Source organism: Alteromonas sp. ABM1_013 (assembly GCF_056160505.1).
Genome location: NZ_JBSWXH010000001.1, coordinates 358,582 through 377,157 on the forward strand (window position 1 = coordinate 358,582; position 18,576 = coordinate 377,157).

The 18,576-nt window shown below is 45.5% G+C and carries 14 protein-coding genes; 11 read left to right on the top strand and 3 right to left on the bottom strand.

All coding sequences use genetic code 11. The features are described from left to right. Positions 1 to 30: 30 nt before the first annotated feature. Positions 31 to 867 carry an HDOD domain-containing protein gene (locus tag ACXAGK_RS01560; protein ID WP_474808704.1) on the top strand — a complete coding sequence of 279 codons (837 nt, stop codon included), beginning with the start codon at positions 31 to 33 and terminating at the stop codon, positions 865 to 867. Between the two features lie 129 nt (positions 868 to 996). On the opposite strand, the gene ACXAGK_RS01565 is transcribed toward ACXAGK_RS01560, so the two are convergent. Further along, on the bottom strand, positions 997 to 2,187 hold the full coding sequence (locus ACXAGK_RS01565) for a benzoate/H(+) symporter BenE family transporter (RefSeq protein ID WP_474853647.1): 1,191 nt from the start codon (positions 2,185 to 2,187) through the stop codon (positions 997 to 999). Between the two features lie 186 nt (positions 2,188 to 2,373). Here ACXAGK_RS01565 and ACXAGK_RS01570 point away from each other — a divergent pair, with 186 nt between their 5' ends. Then, positions 2,374 to 2,943 (top strand): helix-turn-helix domain-containing protein, encoded by a 570-nt coding sequence (locus tag ACXAGK_RS01570; protein WP_474853649.1) that lies wholly within the window; start codon positions 2,374 to 2,376, stop codon positions 2,941 to 2,943. Positions 2,944 to 3,145: 202 nt separating this feature from the next. On the opposite strand, the gene rdgC is transcribed toward ACXAGK_RS01570, so the two are convergent. Together rdgC and ACXAGK_RS01580 are read right to left on the bottom strand one after the other, a co-directional pair. Continuing rightward, positions 3,146 to 4,057, bottom strand: a complete 912-nt coding sequence (rdgC, locus tag ACXAGK_RS01575; protein ID WP_025256534.1) for a recombination-associated protein RdgC — start codon at positions 4,055 to 4,057, stop codon at positions 3,146 to 3,148. A 136-nt stretch (positions 4,058 to 4,193) separates the two neighbouring features. Further along, on the bottom strand, positions 4,194 to 5,924 hold the full coding sequence (locus ACXAGK_RS01580; RefSeq protein ID WP_474853651.1) for a sensor histidine kinase: 1,731 nt from the start codon (positions 5,922 to 5,924) through the stop codon (positions 4,194 to 4,196). A gap of 266 nt (positions 5,925 to 6,190) precedes the next feature. Here ACXAGK_RS01580 and phoB point away from each other — a divergent pair, with 266 nt between their 5' ends. From phoB to ACXAGK_RS01625, 9 genes are all read left to right on the top strand, one after another. Next, complete coding sequence (gene phoB, locus ACXAGK_RS01585; protein ID WP_118490259.1) at positions 6,191 to 6,880, top strand: phosphate regulon transcriptional regulator PhoB; 690 nt, start codon at positions 6,191 to 6,193, stop codon at positions 6,878 to 6,880. Between the two features lie 101 nt (positions 6,881 to 6,981). Then, positions 6,982 to 8,283, top strand: a complete 1,302-nt coding sequence (phoR, locus tag ACXAGK_RS01590) for a phosphate regulon sensor histidine kinase PhoR (RefSeq protein ID WP_474808694.1) — start codon at positions 6,982 to 6,984, stop codon at positions 8,281 to 8,283. A 130-nt stretch (positions 8,284 to 8,413) separates the two neighbouring features. Beyond that, positions 8,414 to 9,331 carry a PstS family phosphate ABC transporter substrate-binding protein gene (locus ACXAGK_RS01595; protein ID WP_474854465.1) on the top strand — a complete coding sequence of 306 codons (918 nt, stop codon included), beginning with the start codon at positions 8,414 to 8,416 and terminating at the stop codon, positions 9,329 to 9,331. A 424-nt stretch (positions 9,332 to 9,755) separates the two neighbouring features. Then, the gene (locus ACXAGK_RS01600; RefSeq protein ID WP_474853654.1) at positions 9,756 to 12,536 is read left to right on the top strand and encodes a hypothetical protein; all 2,781 of its coding nucleotides are present in this window, start codon (positions 9,756 to 9,758) and stop codon (positions 12,534 to 12,536) included. Positions 12,537 to 12,653: 117 nt separating this feature from the next. Further along, positions 12,654 to 15,302, top strand: a complete 2,649-nt coding sequence (locus ACXAGK_RS01605) for a TonB-dependent receptor domain-containing protein (RefSeq protein WP_474853656.1) — start codon at positions 12,654 to 12,656, stop codon at positions 15,300 to 15,302. A 176-nt stretch (positions 15,303 to 15,478) separates the two neighbouring features. Further along, positions 15,479 to 16,237: a DUF3450 domain-containing protein gene (locus ACXAGK_RS01610; RefSeq protein WP_474806290.1), complete on the top strand. Its 759-nt coding sequence runs from the start codon at positions 15,479 to 15,481 to the stop codon at positions 16,235 to 16,237. Positions 16,238 to 16,250: 13 nt separating this feature from the next. After that, complete coding sequence (locus tag ACXAGK_RS01615; RefSeq protein ID WP_474853658.1) at positions 16,251 to 17,615, top strand: MotA/TolQ/ExbB proton channel family protein; 1,365 nt, start codon at positions 16,251 to 16,253, stop codon at positions 17,613 to 17,615. A 2-nt stretch (positions 17,616 to 17,617) separates the two neighbouring features. Then, on the top strand, positions 17,618 to 18,136 hold the full coding sequence (locus tag ACXAGK_RS01620; RefSeq protein WP_025256525.1) for a MotA/TolQ/ExbB proton channel family protein: 519 nt from the start codon (positions 17,618 to 17,620) through the stop codon (positions 18,134 to 18,136). Between the two features lie 32 nt (positions 18,137 to 18,168). Beyond that, on the top strand, positions 18,169 to 18,576 hold the full coding sequence (locus ACXAGK_RS01625) for an ExbD/TolR family protein (RefSeq protein ID WP_012517280.1): 408 nt from the start codon (positions 18,169 to 18,171) through the stop codon (positions 18,574 to 18,576).

The following is an 18,576-nucleotide window of genomic DNA, read 5'->3' on the forward strand; positions in this document are numbered from 1 at the left end:
GGCAATTTGGAACTTTCTAAGGGTAGAAATATGTCTACACAGAACGCGCTTTCAACCATCTTGGTTGAAAAGATAAACAACGACACACTGGTCCTTCCTACACTTCCTGCTATCGCATTAAAAGTCCGTAAAGCAGCAGATGACCCTGACATTAACCTTAATGCTATGGGCGAGGTAATCGGACAAGACCCATCACTTAGTGCAAGAATGATCAAAATTGCAAACAGTGCTTATATGGGGCGCAGTGTTAAAGTAACCTCTATCAGTCAGGCGGTAACCCGTATTGGTTTGCGACAAATTAAGAATATCTCTACCGCACTAGCAATGGAGCAGCTGTTTGTATCTAAAAATGATGTAGTTGCTCGTTATTTGCAACAGGAATGGGCGAATACGGTAAACATAGTTGCCAGTGCAATGGCGGTATTGCAGCTTTATATAGCCCGCACTAAAAAGCGGGAAATGAGCATGGATACTATGACTTTAGCTGCATTGGTACATAATATTGGTGTACTGCCTATTTTGACCGAAGCTGAGCGCCACCCTGAAGTTTTTGCGAACCCTTCTTTCCTTGAAGTGGCAATCGATAAACTAGCGGGGCGCATTGGTGCAAGCATAATGAGAGAATGGGGCTTTGGTGAAAGCTTCGTAAATGTAGCGAAAAACTGGAAAGACTTAAGCTATCTTCCTGATGAGCTAAGCTATATTGACTTTGTTCGCGTAGGTGCGGCAGTCTCGGGAGCGGCAGGTAGTCAAAAAGACGCCATGCTAAACCTAGCTATTCAGCGTGGTGTGGTCGAAGATATGGGCGAGCTTCACTCAGATGAGTTCGAAGAGCTCACAAGTGCCGCGAAGCAAATTTTCTTATAGCAGTTAAGCTTTTAAGCTACCCCTCAGATCTACACCGTAGTGTTAGGCCGATACAGAAGTGAAACCTCAAAACGTATCGGCCTTTTTGTTATATAGGTTAGCTACACGTACAGCGCATAATAAGCAACACTATGCGTTAGCAGGTTTCTTTTGAACAAACAGCAATAGTAAACCTAGACCCAATCCCCACACCGCTGAAGTCATAGAAAATAAGCTAAAGCCTGACGCCGTACACAGCATGGTGAGCAGTGCTGGGGCTCTGTGATGTTCTACTTCCATCGCGCGAACCACCGCCCCTTGAAGCGTAGCTAAAAGTGCGAGCCCTGCAAGTAGATGAATAATGATACTGGGCATGCTAACAAATAACGCAACGACCACAGACGCTAAAAGTCCCATAAACAAATACGCTACGCCGGCCGCTATGGCAGCTCTATAGCGCTGTGATTTTTCACTATCCGCCTGCTCACCCATGCACAGTGCTGCTGTGATAGCGGCTAGGTTAAAAGTAAAGCCACCAAACGGTGCTAATAGACCTTGTATAACGGCAATGCCTGATAAGATAGGCTTATGGTCGGGCGCATAGCCGTGGGCGTGATGAATAGCTATGCCGGGCAAGTTTTGAGAAAGCGTGGTGATAAGAAAAAGAGGAAAGGCTAAGCCAATGGCGGCGCTGAGAGAGAAAGTGGGCGTTACCCAAATCGGCTCGGGCAGAGTAATTATTGATGGCAGTCCTGATGAGGTACTTGGTAAAGCGACAATACCGCTGGTACTACCCATAAACAAACTAATGCCCACCGACATAACCAGCAACAACAGCATCAGATAGCGGGGGAATAGTCGGCTTCCTATTAGGTAAGCGGAAATAAATAACGCGACTAGGTGCGGCGCTTCATTAACATCGGTAAATATAGCAAGGCATATAGGCAGAAGAATACCGGCTAAAAGTGCAGATGAAATGGCTGGTGGAATGCGACTAATTTGTTTAAGTAAAGTCCGACTTTGCGCTGTTATCAGTGAAAGCATTGCGCATATTATAAATGCACCAATGGCTTCACTTAAACTATAGTCGCCGATACTGGTTAATAAAAAAGCCGCACCAGGGGTAGACCAAGCGGTAACAACGGGCAGTTTGGATAGCCACGAAAACACAATACAGGTAATGCCCATTCCTAGACCAAGCGCGAATAACCAACTTATTACCATGTCATCGCTAGCGCCGGCTTTGCGCGCAACATCAATGATAATGACAACAGAACTACTGTAACCTACCGTAACGGCGGTTAGCCCTGCGCTGATATGACTTAACTTCCATTTATTCATGAAAACCCTCGTGATGGAATTTCGATTGGAAACGATTGAGCGATAAAAATACGCTTTTAGCGTCTTTCGAATGTGCTACTCTACCTTTTCGTGCGCTATAACGTACAATGGGTAACTTAACACTTGTGCGTTATAGCGCACAACTGCTTTATTAACATCAGCGACAAAATAAAAGGCCTTCATTACATGACAAAAGCAAATGGGCAGCCTTCTGCTATTTCAAGGAGCATTGCACAGCACCTGCAGTCTGTTCGCAAAGCAAGGGGGCTTTCGCTTGATAAAACAGCGAAGTTGACGGGGGTATCGAAAGCTATGCTTGGGCAAATAGAACGAGGTGAGTCTAGCCCAACCATCGCTACCCTGTGGAAGATAGCTACAGGTCTTGCGTGTTCATTTTCTTCTTTCTTATCTGGTGACGAAACAGCACCTTCGTCTCAACACGCCGATAACAAGTTCGCTAACGACCCAAACGTAACCATAAAAACGCTATTTCCGTTTAACTCAGCTACCCAGTTTGAAATGTTCGAACTATGCTTAACAGACTTGCATGAGCAGCACTCCTCGGCCCACCAAATTGGTGTCACCGAACATATTCACGTACTACAAGGAGAGTTAGGGGTTTTGCAAGATGGACAGTGGAAAACCTATCAGGCTCAGAAGCAATGTATATTGCGTGCAGACCAGCCCCACGGTTATCGAGACGAAGCCGGAGAGACGCGCTTTGTGGTGGTAATTCACTATCCAACTTACACCTAAAGCGGTTGGACAACTTTCTTGCAAAGGCTAGGAAAAGGGCTAAAAAAGCTACGAAGTATTTGCGCTTCGAGACGGTTGCCAGTTCAAACATGCAACTTAATTAACAGGCCCTAATAAAAAGCCTAACGACCCTTAGGTAATTAGGCTTTTCGATAGCGCTAAGCTACCTTTATCATTTGCTTATTATTTACTTACCGTTCGCTTATAAACTATCGTCGTTAAGATTAAGCGCACCGCGAAGGAAGTTCAGCAGCGTACAAATCTCTGCTGACATTAGCGCAAACTCTGCATCAAGGCGAGCTTCTACCTGATCCTTTGGTACGTCGTCAGTTTCTTCTTTAATGCGGTCGGTGAACTTAATACGCTTAATGGCGCCATCTTCACACATAATAGCCGTTAGGGTTTCTGCATATTCAAACGCGACTTTTTGAACCAGCTTACCGGCATCTAGGTGAATACTGATTTCTTCGCTATCAAGCGGCTGGTTCTTACAGCGAATAACACTGCCCGTGTCGTCGGTAGATTTAAGCTCAGCTTCTTCAAGTAGCCCTACACCTTCCGGTGTTGACTCGGTAACCCAATGCGTAAGTTCGCTTTGAAGGCTTCTACGCGTAAACGGCACTACTGGAAGTGAACCTATGGCCTTTCTTACCATGGCCAAAAAGGCTTCGGCTTTGCCGTCAGACGACGCATCAACCACTACCAAGTTGTCGGCAAGGGAAATAAAACCGTGGGTGTAGGTGTTTTTGGTAAAGGCCTGTGGCAGCAAGCGTGTCTGAATTTCTTGCTTAAGGTCGGCTTTGGCTTTTTTGCCAACTGGCGAACCGGTTTCCATTTCAATTTTAGCTACCATCTCGTCAAGCTCGGCATTGACCACAGCACCGGGCAAAATCTTTTCTTGTTTCTTTAGCGTTATCCAAAAACGCTGTTGAACAACATGAAACATGGTGCCTTGCTTACCAGCCTGAGAAAACGGAGAGGCAAACCCCATGGTTGCCAAATCTTGGCTGCCGCACGGGCGAAAAGCATGTTCGTTTAAGACTCGCTCTAAATCACCCTCGTCTAGCGATAACGGCTGAGTAATTTGATAGGCTTTTACATTTTTAAACCACATAGTGTAAGCATTCTCTTAATAAAAATAGGGCGCAAGCGTACCAACGTAAGACTTGCGGTGCAATTGAATAAAGGGTTGTTAGATACATAAAAGGGCGCTTGCAGTACGCGCCCAAAATTGAAAATAGTAAAAAGGATTACACACTCTTTTTGGGAAAACGAATGGTGTATTGTAAGCCGTTGCCGAGTGTACTGTCGGCTTCAATATGGCCATGCAGTGACTGCGTCACCAGGTTATACATAATGTGTGTGCCCAGACCGCTGCCACCTTGGCCTCGTTTAGTAGTAAAGAAAGCATCAAACAATTGACTTAATTCTTCTTCACTTAAGCCCCTGCCGTCATCCTTATAGTAAAGAACAACATTATCACCTTCTTCTTTTACATCGAGGGTTACCGTGCCAGCGGTTTTGCCTTCAAAGCCATGCATAAGCGAGTTAACGACCATATTTGTCACAATCTGTGCAATAGCGCCGGGGGCACAGGTTACTACTAAATTGTCCGGGCAGATTACGCTAATTTGATGTTCGGTTTGCTTGAAACTCGGCTTTAGGGACTGGATGATCTCGTTGATGTAATCGCCTAATACAAACTCGCGTTCGGTTTCACTGGTTTGATCAACAGCTACTTGCTTAAAGCTGGCGATAAGATCTGAGGCGCGCTCTAAGTTACTTAAGAGTAAAAGCGCAGTTTGCTCGGCTTCGTCAATAAAGCTTGCCATATTTTTACTGGTTAGGCTTTTATCTTCAAAATCAGTCTTCAGGTTGTTTAGTCGCTCTTGCAGAAAACTGGCTGCGGTTACGCTCACCCCTAACGGGGTGTTTACGTCGTGTGCAATACCGGCAACAAGGCCGCCAAGTGAGGCCATGCGTTCGGATTCTACTAATTGCTCTTGCGCTTGGTGAAGGGTATCCATAGAACTGGCTAGTTCTTGGTTACGTTTGCGAAGCTCTGCCTCTATATACTGGCGATTTTCGTTTTCCTGGCGCAGCTCTCGTTGGTGGGCGATAAGCTCGTCTTTTTGCTGCTCTAAATCAAGCATGATTTGCGACAAAGACGCGGTTTTCTTAGCCACTTCCTGTTCTAAAATGAGGTTTTGATCATCTAACTTTTTATTGGCAAGCGTTAGCTCGCTTTGCGCATTATTCAACTTATTATTTGAAGCGATAAGGTCATCAATAACATTGTTGTACGATTCTTTAAGCTGCAATAGCTCGTTATCATCATCCAGCTTGATGTTGAACTTACTCTCTTCCGGGTGCTGAGGGTTGAAATTGCCCATTTGCTCAGTGATGGACTGTAAGGGTTCAGAGAGCATGGTGCGAAAGGCTGTCATAAATAAGAAAACAAGGAAGGTTGTCTTCACTATCGCGTTGCCGATAAGAAAAAAAACACCTACTTCAATACGGCTAAATATAGTGTCGAAGCTTGAGTATAAAGTAACATCGCCGACGGTAGATTCACGGCCAGAGAATTTGAAAACAAGCGGGAAGCTATAGCTAAAAACGCCTCCGGGATGATCCTCTATCAGCTCTTGGTCGACAGGCGCGGGAGAGCGCTGGACCCGAATGCCGTACTCCGCAATGTAGTTACCGTTTTCACCACGAACTTGCAGACCTTCAACTATTGGGAGCGACATTAACCCTTCAGCGATGGCTCGGACTTGATCATTGTTAAGCTCCCATAGCGCGCGAGTAAGACTAGAAGAAAAGGTGTTTTTTAACGTTTGAAGCTCGCTTTCAACGTGATTTTTGGTGCTGAGATATTCTGTGAAAATTTGTCCTACTGTCACAATAAGTGTGAGCGCAAAGTATACCGATAATACCCTTGCTAAGAGCTTCCTTGATAACCCTGTCTTGACCGCAGCCATAGAAAAACACACCCCTGTTACTTCGGACTTTGCATGATTCTCCCACTTGTGGTGAAAGCACCATTTTGAATTACATACATGTAGATATTTTTGACAATTCAAGAATATGCGCAATTGTATGAATAAACAAGATTGTATGTATAAACTTTGGACGAAGCGTGTTTTAAAACCGTATTAAACTTGACACATTAATGTAATCGTTTTAATAAAACTGTCACAGACCACATTAATAATAACGGCGTTTATAAATGAGCAGGAATATTACGATGTCTCGTACAGTGTTGGTGGTTGAGGACGAAGCGCCTATCCGTGAGATGCTTAAGTTCGTACTTGAGCAATCTGGTTTTAATATTATTGAAGCCGAAGATTTCGACATCGCGCAAGAAAAAATTTGCGAGCCTTACCCAGATTTGATTCTACTGGATTGGATGCTACCGGGTGGAAGCGGTGTACAACTGGCTAAAAGTTTAAAGCAACACGAGTTTACTCGTGACATTCCCGTTATCATGCTTACGGCCCGTGGTGAAGAAGAAGATAAAATTCGCGGCCTAGATGCAGGTGCTGACGATTACGTGACTAAACCCTTCTCGCCAAAGGAACTAGTGGCAAGAATTAAAGCGGTAATGCGCAGAGTCACGCCTACATCAAATGAAGAGCCGATTGAGTTTAACGGGCTTAAACTTGAACCTGTGTCGCATCGCGTTATGGCCAATGAAGAGCCATTAGATATGGGGCCCACAGAGTTCAAGCTATTGCACTTTTTCATGACTCATCCAGAGCGAGTATACAGCCGAGAACTGCTACTTGATAACGTGTGGGGCACCAATGTATACGTGGAAGACAGAACAGTAGATGTACACATCCGACGCTTGCGCAAAGCTATCTCTCGCCACGGACATGATGCTATGATCCAAACCGTACGCGGTGCGGGTTATCGTTTTTCTACTAAGCTTTAGTAAGATGTAGTGTTTAGGGATTGGTATGACGCCATTCCTTTCACTTCTATGCGCCACCTTAGCGTGCGCCTATTTCCACTTTCAACAACGCGAGCTATTTCATGTATTACCCTTTCTCTTGGTTGAGAAGTACATTGCGCTTAGTGCTATTCCTTGTGGTTTTTGCGCTGGTCGGGTGGTACCTGGATGATATGTTATTCGCTGTCGCCATAGGTGCGACTTTGTTACTGCTGTTTAACTATTGGCACCTTTATAAGCTGAATCGCTGGCTGTGGCATAGTCGCAAAATGTCTCCTCCTACCGTGCGAGGTGTATGGGAGCATATTTATGAAGGTATCTATTACCTTCAGCGTCGAAATCGCAACAAGCGTAAAGAGCTTGGCGAGTTAGTAAAACGCTTTAGAGAGGGGTCTGAAGCCTTACCAGATGCAGCGGTAGTGGTTGACTCAAAGGCATGTATTATCTGGTGTAACCGTCTTGCACGTTTAGATCTTGGGTTGAAATGGCCTCAAGACTCAGGCCGGCGCATAGACAACTTATTACGCCACCCTGAATTTATTCAGTACTTTCATGCTGGTAATTACAAATACCCTATTGAAGTACCGTCGCCAACGAACCCCAATAAAACTTTCGAATATCGGATAATGCCCTATGGCGACGAGCACCTTCTGCTGATTGCTCGTGATATAACGCGTGTATCTCAGCTTGAAGAAATGCGCAAAGACTTTGTGGCGAACGTATCTCACGAGCTTCGCACGCCGCTCACGGTTATAAATGGGTACTTAGAAATTCTTCCGGTTGATGAAGCGTCAGACCCGTTTATGCACAAAGCGATGAAAGAAATGACATCGCAAACCCAGCGTATGCAAAACTTAATTGAAGACTTATTAGTGCTATCGCGCATTGAAGCAAGTTCGGAACGTATTTATGAAAATACCGTTAATATACCCGTGGTCCTCGCGCAAGTGGAACGAGAAGCTCAAGCGCTGAATAAAGAAAAAAATCACACGATAAACTTCCATATTGACAAAGAGCTATATGTCTTTGGTGTGGAAACCGAACTACGCAGTGCCTGTTCTAATTTGGTGTTTAATGCCGTTCATTACACCCCCGCTGGTGGCGAGATAAACGTATATTGGCGCCGCGGTACGAGTGGCGCGCAGTTTTCTGTTGTAGACAACGGTGAGGGCATTGAACAGAACCATCTTAATCGCTTAACAGAACGCTTTTACCGTGTGGATAAAGCCCGTTCCCGTAAAACCGGTGGTTCAGGCTTGGGGTTGTCCATTGTAAAACACGTGCTAAGTCATCATAATTCTCGATTAGAGATAACCAGTACGTTGGGCGAGGGCAGTAACTTCTCCTTCGTGTTGGATAACGAGTTAATTGCAGAGCAGCTGTAATCTTAAGAGGCAGTAAACCTTGGTGAGCAAACGTCATAACATAGTGAATGGGCTATGCCATAGTTTCATGAGCTTATTGTTGGTAATAAGCTTGTTGATGCCACTTAAATTACTCGCCAGCACTCAGCTTATGCAAAGCTCTTCTTCTGTTCCAAGCACTTATCAAGTGCCCGCCTATGAACGCAAGCCCGGTGTTGCAGGGAAAATATCCTCAGTGGGCTCAGACACGCTGGCAAACTTAATGACCTTTTGGTCACAGGAATTCAAAACCCTCTACCCTCAGGTCGGCTTTCAAATTCAGGCATCTGGTTCATCTACCGCTCCGCCGGCACTTATTGAAGGTACTGCCACCATAGGCCCCATGAGCCGAGAATTAAAACCCAGTGAAATACGCGACTTCACGCGAGTTCATGGTTACCCACCCACTGTTTTAAAAGTTGCGATGGATGCCATCGCAATCTTTGTGGACAGACGAAACCCACTTCCAGGTATGACGTTAGAGCAAGTAGATGCCGTATTTTCTGAAACCCAGTTTTGTGGCAGCAATACCGCCATAACCAATTGGTCTCAACTCGGCGTTAACGATATAGGCTACCGTTCTCCCATCAGGCTGTACGGCCGGAATTCAGTATCGGGTACTTATGGCTTGTTTAAAGTGATGGCGCTGTGTGATGGGGACTTTAAAAATACGGTTAATGAACAACCTGGCTCTGCATCGGTGGTGTTATCTGTTGCTAGTGGAACTGGCGCTATTGGCTATGCCGCTTACGGTTACAAAACCGCCGGGGTTCGCGCTCTGCCACTAGGTGAATCGCTAGATAGCTTAATCCCTCTTTCTATTGACACTGTGCGCAACGAAACCTACCCCTTTGCCCGTTTTCTTTATTTAGTGATAAATAAAAAGCCCGGCGAGCCTTTACCTACTTTAGAACGGGAGTTTTTGCGCTATATCTTGTCACAGGAAGGGCAGCAGCAGGTGTTAAGAGATGGCTATTTCCCTATTCGTGAAGATGTATTGGTGCGCCAGCGTCGATTACTTGGTGAATAAATAAGCCAAATTTATGTGATGAAATCGTTTCGGCGTTGCCGTACGATTTCATGGTTATTCACTGAATAAGCACTATCCAAAACACATGTGCCAATAACCTTGAGTGGTCATGATTTTGTCACAAAACAGTAATGTAACTTCATGAATACCAGGTTTATCTTAGACAAAAGATCAATTTTCAATGAAGAATAAAAGACTTATCTCAGCCAATTTGGCCAATGTGAGTTCTGCAACTATCTGAAAATAAGCAAAAAATAAAGTCCCATAGAGCTTTAAGCATTAATTGTGTGATTTTTTAGCTCAAAATTGAACTTTTTATGTGAAACTTTTGTTACAGCGCCTTAATGTAACAAATGTGTCATCTACCTCAGTTAAAGTTTCCGCGTTTTTAAAATCCATAATTATACCGTACTTGGAGAAACACATGGAACTTAAGCAACTTTTCAAAGCTTCAGCTATTGCTACAGCGCTTGTGCTAGCTGGCTGTGGTGGCGATATTAATATCAGTGAAGGTGATATTGATAACAGCGTAACTAATAACAATGGTGGCGACACTGGTGGCGATACTGGTGGCGATACTGGTTCAGATGATACAGCTCCAGGTGAAGTAAGCTCTTTCCTAAGTGGTGAAGTTTCTGATGCGTTCGGCCAGTCGGTTGAAGTACGCGTTCTTTCTGGTCGTTTAACAGCTGATGATGCTGACGATCAAGGCGTTATCACGCTAACTAATGACACAGTGTGGGCACTTGAAGGTCCAGTATTTATTGGTAACGACAAAGCAGACAGCGTAACGCTAGCAATCGAAGAAGGTACAATCATCTTTGGTCGCACTGGTGCAGATTACCTTGTAGTTAGCCGTGACTCTCAAATTGAAGCAGAAGGCACAGCATCTTCTCCAATCATCATGACATCTTTCAACGACGTTGTAGGTGACGAAGTTGGAGCAGGCCAATGGGGTGGTGTAGTTATCCTTGGTAACGGTACTTCAACTAAATGCCCGCAAGACGGTTCTGATTGTGCGCTTCAGGTTGAAGGTGCAGAAGAGGGCGCAGTATTTGGTGGTACAGACGATACAGACAGCTCTGGTATCCTTAAATACGTAGTTGTTAAATACGCTGGTTTTGAAATTGCGCCAGACAACGAACTTAACGGTATCACTTTTGGTGGTGTTGGTTCAGGTACAGAAGTTGACTATGTACAAGTACACAGCAACGCGGATGACGGTGTAGAATTCTTCGGTGGCGCGGTAAACGCGAAACACTTAGTTTTAACAGCTAACCAAGATGACTCAGTAGACTGGGACAACGGTTACAAAGGTAAGCTTCAGTATGTTTACGTTCAGCACGCTGCTGACAACTCTGACGCAAACCGCGGTATTGAAGGTGACGGCGACGGTGGTGACGGCCTAGAATTCTCTAAGCCAATGATCGCAAACATGACAGTTATCGGTAACACTTTCGACACAGCTGACGCAGATTCTGAAGGTTTACTACTTCGCGACCAAACTGGCGCAAACCTAATGAACTTCCTTATCACTGGTCCAGAAGCAATGGGCGAGTGTTTAGAAATGGACACAGACGAAACGGTTCAAGCTAACCTTTCTGACGGTGACCTAACCATGACTTACTCAGCTATCGCTTGTTCTGAGCCGTTCAACACGCCAGAAGGTGCAGTTGACCTAGAAGCGTGGTTTACAGGTCAAGAAGGCAACCAGCTAATCGCCTTTGAAGACCGCGCAAATCTTGGTCTTAACCCAGATGGCACATTAACAGCTCAAAGCGACCTTCTTACCGCCGGTGGCGACGCATCTACGTTGCTTGATACTTTCTTTGAAGCAAACACCTTCATCGGTGCTATCGGTGAAGATGACTGGCGTCAAGGTTGGGCATTTGGCTTCGGTGGCGGTAACATCGAACTAGCACAATCTGCTTCTGGCTGCCCATCGGGTACTACTTCTATCACACCAGTAGACGGTTCAACCACTACGTGTGAAGTGTCTGGCACCATCACGTCTGACCTAACGCTTACAGAAGGTAACTTCTACGCGCTTTCAGGTGCAGTATTCGTAGGTGGCGACAAAGAAAACAGCGCAACCCTTACTGTTGAGCCAGGCGTAACTGTTTATGGTGCATCTGGTAACGACTACCTAGTAATCAGCCGTGACTCAGAAATTAATGCAAACGGTACTGCTGAAGACCCAATCACATTCACTTCACGTGACCACGTTGTTGGCGGTCTTGAAGCGGGTGAAGCTGGTCAATGGGGCGGCATGATTGTTCTAGGTAACGGCGAATCTACTAAGTGCCCTCAAGACGGTACTGACTGTTCACTTCAAGTTGAAGGTGCACAAGAAGGTGCAGTGTTCGGTGGTACAGATAACGCTGATAGTTCAGGTACGCTTCGCTACGTTCGCGTAATGCACGGTGGTTTCGAAATCGCCCCAGATAACGAACTAAACGGTATTACGTTTGGTGGTGTGGGTTCTGGTACTACCGTTGAGTATGTACAAGTACACAAAAACGCAGACGACGGTGTTGAGTTCTTCGGTGGCGCAGTAAACGTTAAATATCTTACGCTAACAGGCATCCAAGATGACTCTGTAGACTGGGATAACGGTTACAAAGGTAAACTACAATTTGTTCTTGTTAAGCACGCAGAAGACAACTCTGATGCTAACCGCGCAATTGAAGGCGACGGTGACGGCGGTGACGGTACTGCGTTCTCTAACCCAATGGTTGCTAACATGACTATCATTGGTAACGAGTTCGATACTGCTGACTCTGATTCTGAAGGCGTTCTTCTTCGCGACCAGACAAATGCACAGCTTTATAACTTCGTAGTTACTGGCCCAGCGGGTATGGGTGAATGTTTCGAAGCTGACCTAAGCGATGGCGACACTACGCTACTTGCTAACATGGACGGCACTAACGACCCACAACTTACTTTTGAAACTTCTGTACTAGCATGTGCGGAAAACATCAAAGATTCTGGTGACTTTAGCCAAGAAGACTGGTTCACCGCACAAACAGGTAACAGCCTACTTGATAATACTGCGACAGTACTTAACGGTATCTACACAGTAGACGCAACTGCTGCGACTGACGTATCGACGCTAGACAGCTTCTTCTCTTCAGTAGACTTTATCGGCGCAGTTAAAGACGCTGATAACGACTGGACTGCGGGATGGACTGTTGGTCTTGAATAAGACCCAGTTCGCATAGCTAAAAACAAGCAAGTGCGTTGCAAAAGTGGCGCACTTGCTTTTAAGTTTGTAAGACACGAATTATTTTCGTGAATGTATTCCTTTCTAAAGAGGTTCATCATGAACAGACCTGCTAACAGGTTTCTTCTAAAGCCCATTAGCTTAGCCGTTGCAGCAAGTATTTTGCTTCCAACGTCTATAGCCAACGCTCAATCAAATGAAGACGAAGTGATTGAGGAGGTTGTCGCTACCGGTACGCGCTTAAAAGGCACCGCGACAGCAGTAATGGAAGAACGTAAAAATCAAGCCTTCGTAGCTGATATCATGGGTGCTGAGCAGATTGCTCGTACTGGTGACAGTGATGCTGCGGGTGCACTTCGCCGTGTAACTGGTCTAACACTGGTAGATGGTCGTTTCATCTACGTACGTGGTCTTGGTGAGCGTTACTCATCAACACAATTAAACGGCGCAATCGTGCCAAGCCCAGATCCAACGCGTAACGTAATACCTCTCGACTTGTTCCCGTCGAGCATTATAGAAAGCCTTGCGGTTCAAAAATCGTATTCGCCTTCCATGCCTGCGGCATTCGGTGGCGGTAACGTAAATATCCGATTGAAATCTATACCTTCACAGCGTGTTTTCAACGTATCAGCTGCGGTTGGTATCGATACGGAAAACTCTGGCGATGTCCTGGATTATGCTGGTGGCGGTCGCGACTGGACAGGTGAAGACGACGGAACCCGCGCAGCCTCTGCTGCTATCCAAGAGCGTTGGGATTCAAAGAATTTCCTAGACGACCTAGAGCCCGAGGAAGCGCTAGAGTTGTTCAAGGGCGTTAACAGAGAATATGGGCTTGAGAGAGAATCAGCTGACCCAGATATGCGCGTTAACGTTACCTATGGTGACAGTTACGACTACGATGACGACTGGCGCTTTGGCTTTTTGGTAACTTCACGTTACTCAGCCCAAACTCGCTCTTCTGAAGAATACGAGCTACAAGACCCTGACTTAGTGGGCGATGACATTATCAATGTACGCTTCTTTGACGATATTCAAGGTACTGAGCAAACGGTGACTTGGTCTTCACTATTAACATTAGGTGTAGACTACAACCGTCAACATCGTATTGATTACAGCCTTATTGTACTAAACGACACGCGCGATGAAATTCGCGAAATGTTTGGTAACACGGAAAACTTAAACCAAGCAGAAGGTTTGCGTATTCGCGATATCGACGTTCAGTACGAAGAACGCTCGCTTTATACCAATCAGATTAAAGGTCAGCACACCATCCCAGAACTAAACTTCATGGGTATTGACTGGACTTACTCGTTGGGTCGCTCTGTACGTCATGCGCCGGGTAACTTCAATGCGCGTTTCGTAATGGAAGACGTGAACCAAGACGGCATCTTTGATGATGAAAACGAAATCTTCTTGTCAGATGCACAAACTGCGGCTCGATATACGTTTCAAGACCTTCACGACCGCTTGGAGAATTTTGGTTATAACGTGACTTACCCAATGACAATGGGTAAGTGGGAAACTGAGTACAAAGTGGGTGCAAGCTTTGTAACCAAAACACGTACTGCTGAAAACCGTCGTTTCGACATCAATACACTTGGTGTTGAAGACCGTTCAATTCTAGACGGTAACGACTTTAGCGAAATTTTCAGCGACAGTGTTCTAGACACCCTATCTTTGTCTAGCCGACCCATTATTCGTGATACGACTATTGCCGGTGATGACTATGTAGCGGGCCAGAAAATTGATGCTTACTATCTAGAAGCTGATTTCTTCTATGACAACAAGTGGCGTTTCACTGGTGGTGCACGTTATGAAGACTTCCGTCAGGTAGTGGCGCCGCTAGACCCGCGCACAAACCAGTTTGACTTGAGTGACGAAGCGGATCGTTCGCAGCTTGCGTTCCAAGAAGACGGTTTTTATCCAGCACTTGCAGTGACTTACTTCTTAGAAGACGATATGCAGCTAAGAGCGAGCATTGGCCAAACGGTAGTTCGCCCTGATCTTCGTGAAGTATCATCAGCGACTTACCTAGACCCACTAACTAACTTCCCGATTGCTGGTACACCTGGTGTAAGCACAACAGATATCATTAACTATGATTTACGTTGGGAGTGGTATCGCGAAGCAGGTAACAACGTGTCTGTAGGCCTATTCTATAAAGACATGGAGGCGCCAATTGAATCGGTACAGTCTCCGGCTCAGGATGGTCCACCCCTAATTCGTATTGCTAACGCTGAATCTGGCGAGGTTTACGGAGTTGAAGTTGAATTCCTACAAGACTTAGCCTTCATTGGCGACGGTATTTGGGACAACTTGTTTACTACAGGTAACATCACTGTCAGTGATTCTGAAATCGTATTAGATCGTCAGAATATCGTTGAGCAAACTGGTGTTTCTGCGGCAATTACTAATGTTGAGCGCCGAATGACCGGCCACTCTCAGTATGTACTTAACATGCAGTTGGGTTATGACTCTGATAACGGTGAACACACTGCATCATTAGTCTATAACGTATTCGGTGAGCGTATTCTAATTCCGGGTATTGATGGTTTCGACGATAACTTCGAGCAACCATTTCATTCATTGGATATGGTATACAAGTACTACCCAGACTTTAATAGCACTGTCACATTACGTGTTCAGAATATTCTAGGCGAAGATCGTGAAATTGAATTTAACGATACCCTGCTTAGGTCTGAGACACGAGGTACAGGTATTAGATTGTCATTTAAATATGACTTCTAAAAACTGAACTTATCCTTAAGGCCGCTACATGCGGCCTTTTTTATGAGTTAAACATGACACTTTCGGTTCTAATATGACAGTTTCGTAATAAAACTGTCACAGAAAAACTCTATCCTACGCGCAGAAATTTATAGTCGGATACAACCGATTTCTTTTAACTTTAAAGGTTTGAATGTATGAAGCTTATCAATGCTTTGTTAGTTGCAGGTGCGCTTACAGCGACACCGGTACTGGCACAAGACGATGAAGTCTTAAAACCCGTTGTCGATGAGGCAGCGAAAATCAATGAGTCAGCGGCAAAATCGCAAGAAAAAATAAACGGTATTACCGATCAAATTGACAGCAAACTTCAACAGTTCAAAACATTGATGAAAGAAATCGAAGGCCTTGAGGTTTATAACACTCAGCTTCGTAAGCAAATCAATAACCAAGAACAAGAAATGGCAGATCTGAACTCAGCTATTGACGAAGTGTCTGTTGTTGAACGCCAAATCACGCCACTTATGATGCGTATGATTGACGGCCTAGAGCAGTTTGTTGCTTTAGACGTACCTTTCCTTCCAGAAGAGCGCGCTAACCGCGTTGCTGACCTTCGCGCCATGATGGACCGCGCCGATGTTGCTGCATCTGAAAAATTCCGCCGCGTTATGGAAGCGTATCAAGTAGAGATGGATTACGGCCGCACTATGGAAGCGTATAGCGGTATTCATTCAATTAACGGTCAAGAACGTGACGTAGAATTCCTACGCCTTGGTCGTACAGCGCTAATTTATCAAACACGTGATGCTAGCATGCAGGGTGTTTGGAACAAGCAAACCCGTCAGTGGGAAGAGCTTGATAGCAGCTACCGTACACAAATTACAAAAGGTCTGCGCATGGCGAAGAAGCAACTTGCACCAGACTTGCTAATGCTGCCAGTGGCAATTACAGACTAAGAGGTTGATGAGAATGTTTAACACAGTAAAACGTATCGCTGTTGGTCTAGCAGCCCTTAGCATCAGCGTTGGTGCTTTCGCACAAAGCGACCGTGCGATGGACTTAGATGCACTTCTAAAGCAATTAGAAGAAGGTCAGTTCGCACAGTCTCAGCAAAACAAACAGCGCGAGCGTGATTTCCAATCACAACGTGCAGAGCAAGATCGCATTCTTCGCGAAACCCGTGAAAAGCGTGACCAGATGCTTGCACAATCTGAGCAGCTTGAAACTCAGTTTGAAGAAAACGAATTCAAACTGGCTGACTTAAACGGTGCACTAGACACGCGTCTTGGTTCACTAAAAGAGCTATTCGGTGTGCTGCAGCAAATCGCGGGCGACACCAAAAACAAATTCTATAACTCAGTAATATCTGCGCAAATTCAAGGCCGTTCAGAGTTCCTTGACCAAATGGCACAAGATATGGGGTCAAGCTCAAAACTTGCTTCAATTGAAGAGATTGAGCGCGTGTGGTTTGAAATGCAGCGTGAAATGACTGAATCAGGCAAGGTGACTACCTTTACCACTGACGTTGTTGAAGCTGGTGGCGAGAAAGTGAACAAATCTGTTGTGCGTGTAGGTCCGTTCGCGCTAGTTGCTGATGGCAAATACTTAGAGTACAACGGTGTAACAGGCACAGTGTCTGAACTAGTACGCCAGCCTGCTGACCGCTACATGAGCTCTGCGGCAGAGCTTCAAGCATCAAATGGCGAGTTAGTTCAATTCGGTATCGACCCAACAGGTGGTTCTATCCTAGGTCTTCTTGTTCAAGCGCCTAACCTTAAAGAGCGTGTAGAGCAAGGTGGTCCAGTAGGTTATATCATTCTTATCGTTGGTGCTTTCGGTTTGCTCCTTGCTCTAGAACGTCTAGTAACGCTTACGCTAACGCGCATGAAAGTGAACAAGCAGCTTAAGAGCAAAGAAGTTAACACTAATAACCCGCTTGGCCGTGTACTTAAAGTACGTGACGAGCATCCAAACGCTGACGTGGAAGCGCTTGAACTTCACCTTACAGAAGCGATTTTGGGCGAAGTGCCTAAGCTAGGTCGTAACCTAACTATCATTAAGATTATCTCAGTAGTTGCGCCGCTTATGGGTCTACTAGGTACGGTAACGGGTATGATTAATACCTTCCAGGCAATTACCTTGTTTGGTACAGGTGACCCGAAACTAATGGCAGGTGGTATTTCAACTGCACTTGTAACAACAGTACTAGGTCTTGTTGTAGCGATTCCAATGACACTGCTTTACGCAATGCTAAACACACGTTCTAAGAACATTGTGTACATCCTACAAGAACAGGCGTCTGGCGTAATTGCAGAGCGCGCTGAGCGAGGCTAATCATGATCGAGTTTTTAGAAGCAATTCGCGATTTCACAGAAACAGGGGGCCAGGTTCTCCTGGTCATCGGTCTGCTGATATTCGTTATGTGGCTTTTGATCCTCGAGCGTGCGATGTATCTGATGGTTTGGCACAAGCAAGCCAAGAAAGAAGCGGTAGCAATGTGGACTGCACGTGCTGATCGCTCTTCTTGGTTCGCTGAGCAAGTTCGTCAGAAAACAATTTCACAGTTGACCATGCGCCTTAACGGCAGCATCCCAATTATCCAGTCACTGGTAGCGCTTTGTCCGCTGTTAGGCTTGATGGGAACGGTTACCGGTATGATTGAAGTGTTCGATGTAATGGCGATTGCGGGTTCAGGTAATGCTCGTTCAATGGCATCAGGTGTATCGAAAGCCACTATCCCGACAATGGCGGGCATGGTTGGCGCACTTTCAGGCGTATTCGCCGCTACCTGGTTAACTCGTATGGTGAAATCAGAACGCACGCATCTTGAGGATGCATTGATTATTCAACGTTAATGCTAGCTAAGCGTTAAGGTAAGGTATTTATTATGAAGCAGCACTTTCAAAACCTAGTCGATGAGGAAGAAGCAAACATCGACATGACGCCCATGCTGGACGTTGTATTTATCATGTTGATCTTCTTTATCGTGACTGCGTCATTTGTGAAAGAAGCCGGTATCGATGTTAACCGTCCTGAAGCAGCCACCGCTGTGAAAAAGGATCGCGCTAATATCCTTATCGCTATTTCAGATAAAGGTGAAATTTGGATTAACAAACGTCGTATCGACGTTCGCGCAGTACAGGCGAACATCGAGCGCCTACACGCTGAAAACCCACAGGGTACTGTTGTTATTCAGGCTGACAAAAAGGCCACAACAGAAACCTTAATTAAGGTTATGGACGCGTCGCGAGCCGCTGGTGTTTACGATGTTTCGATTGCAGCCCAAGAGCAATAA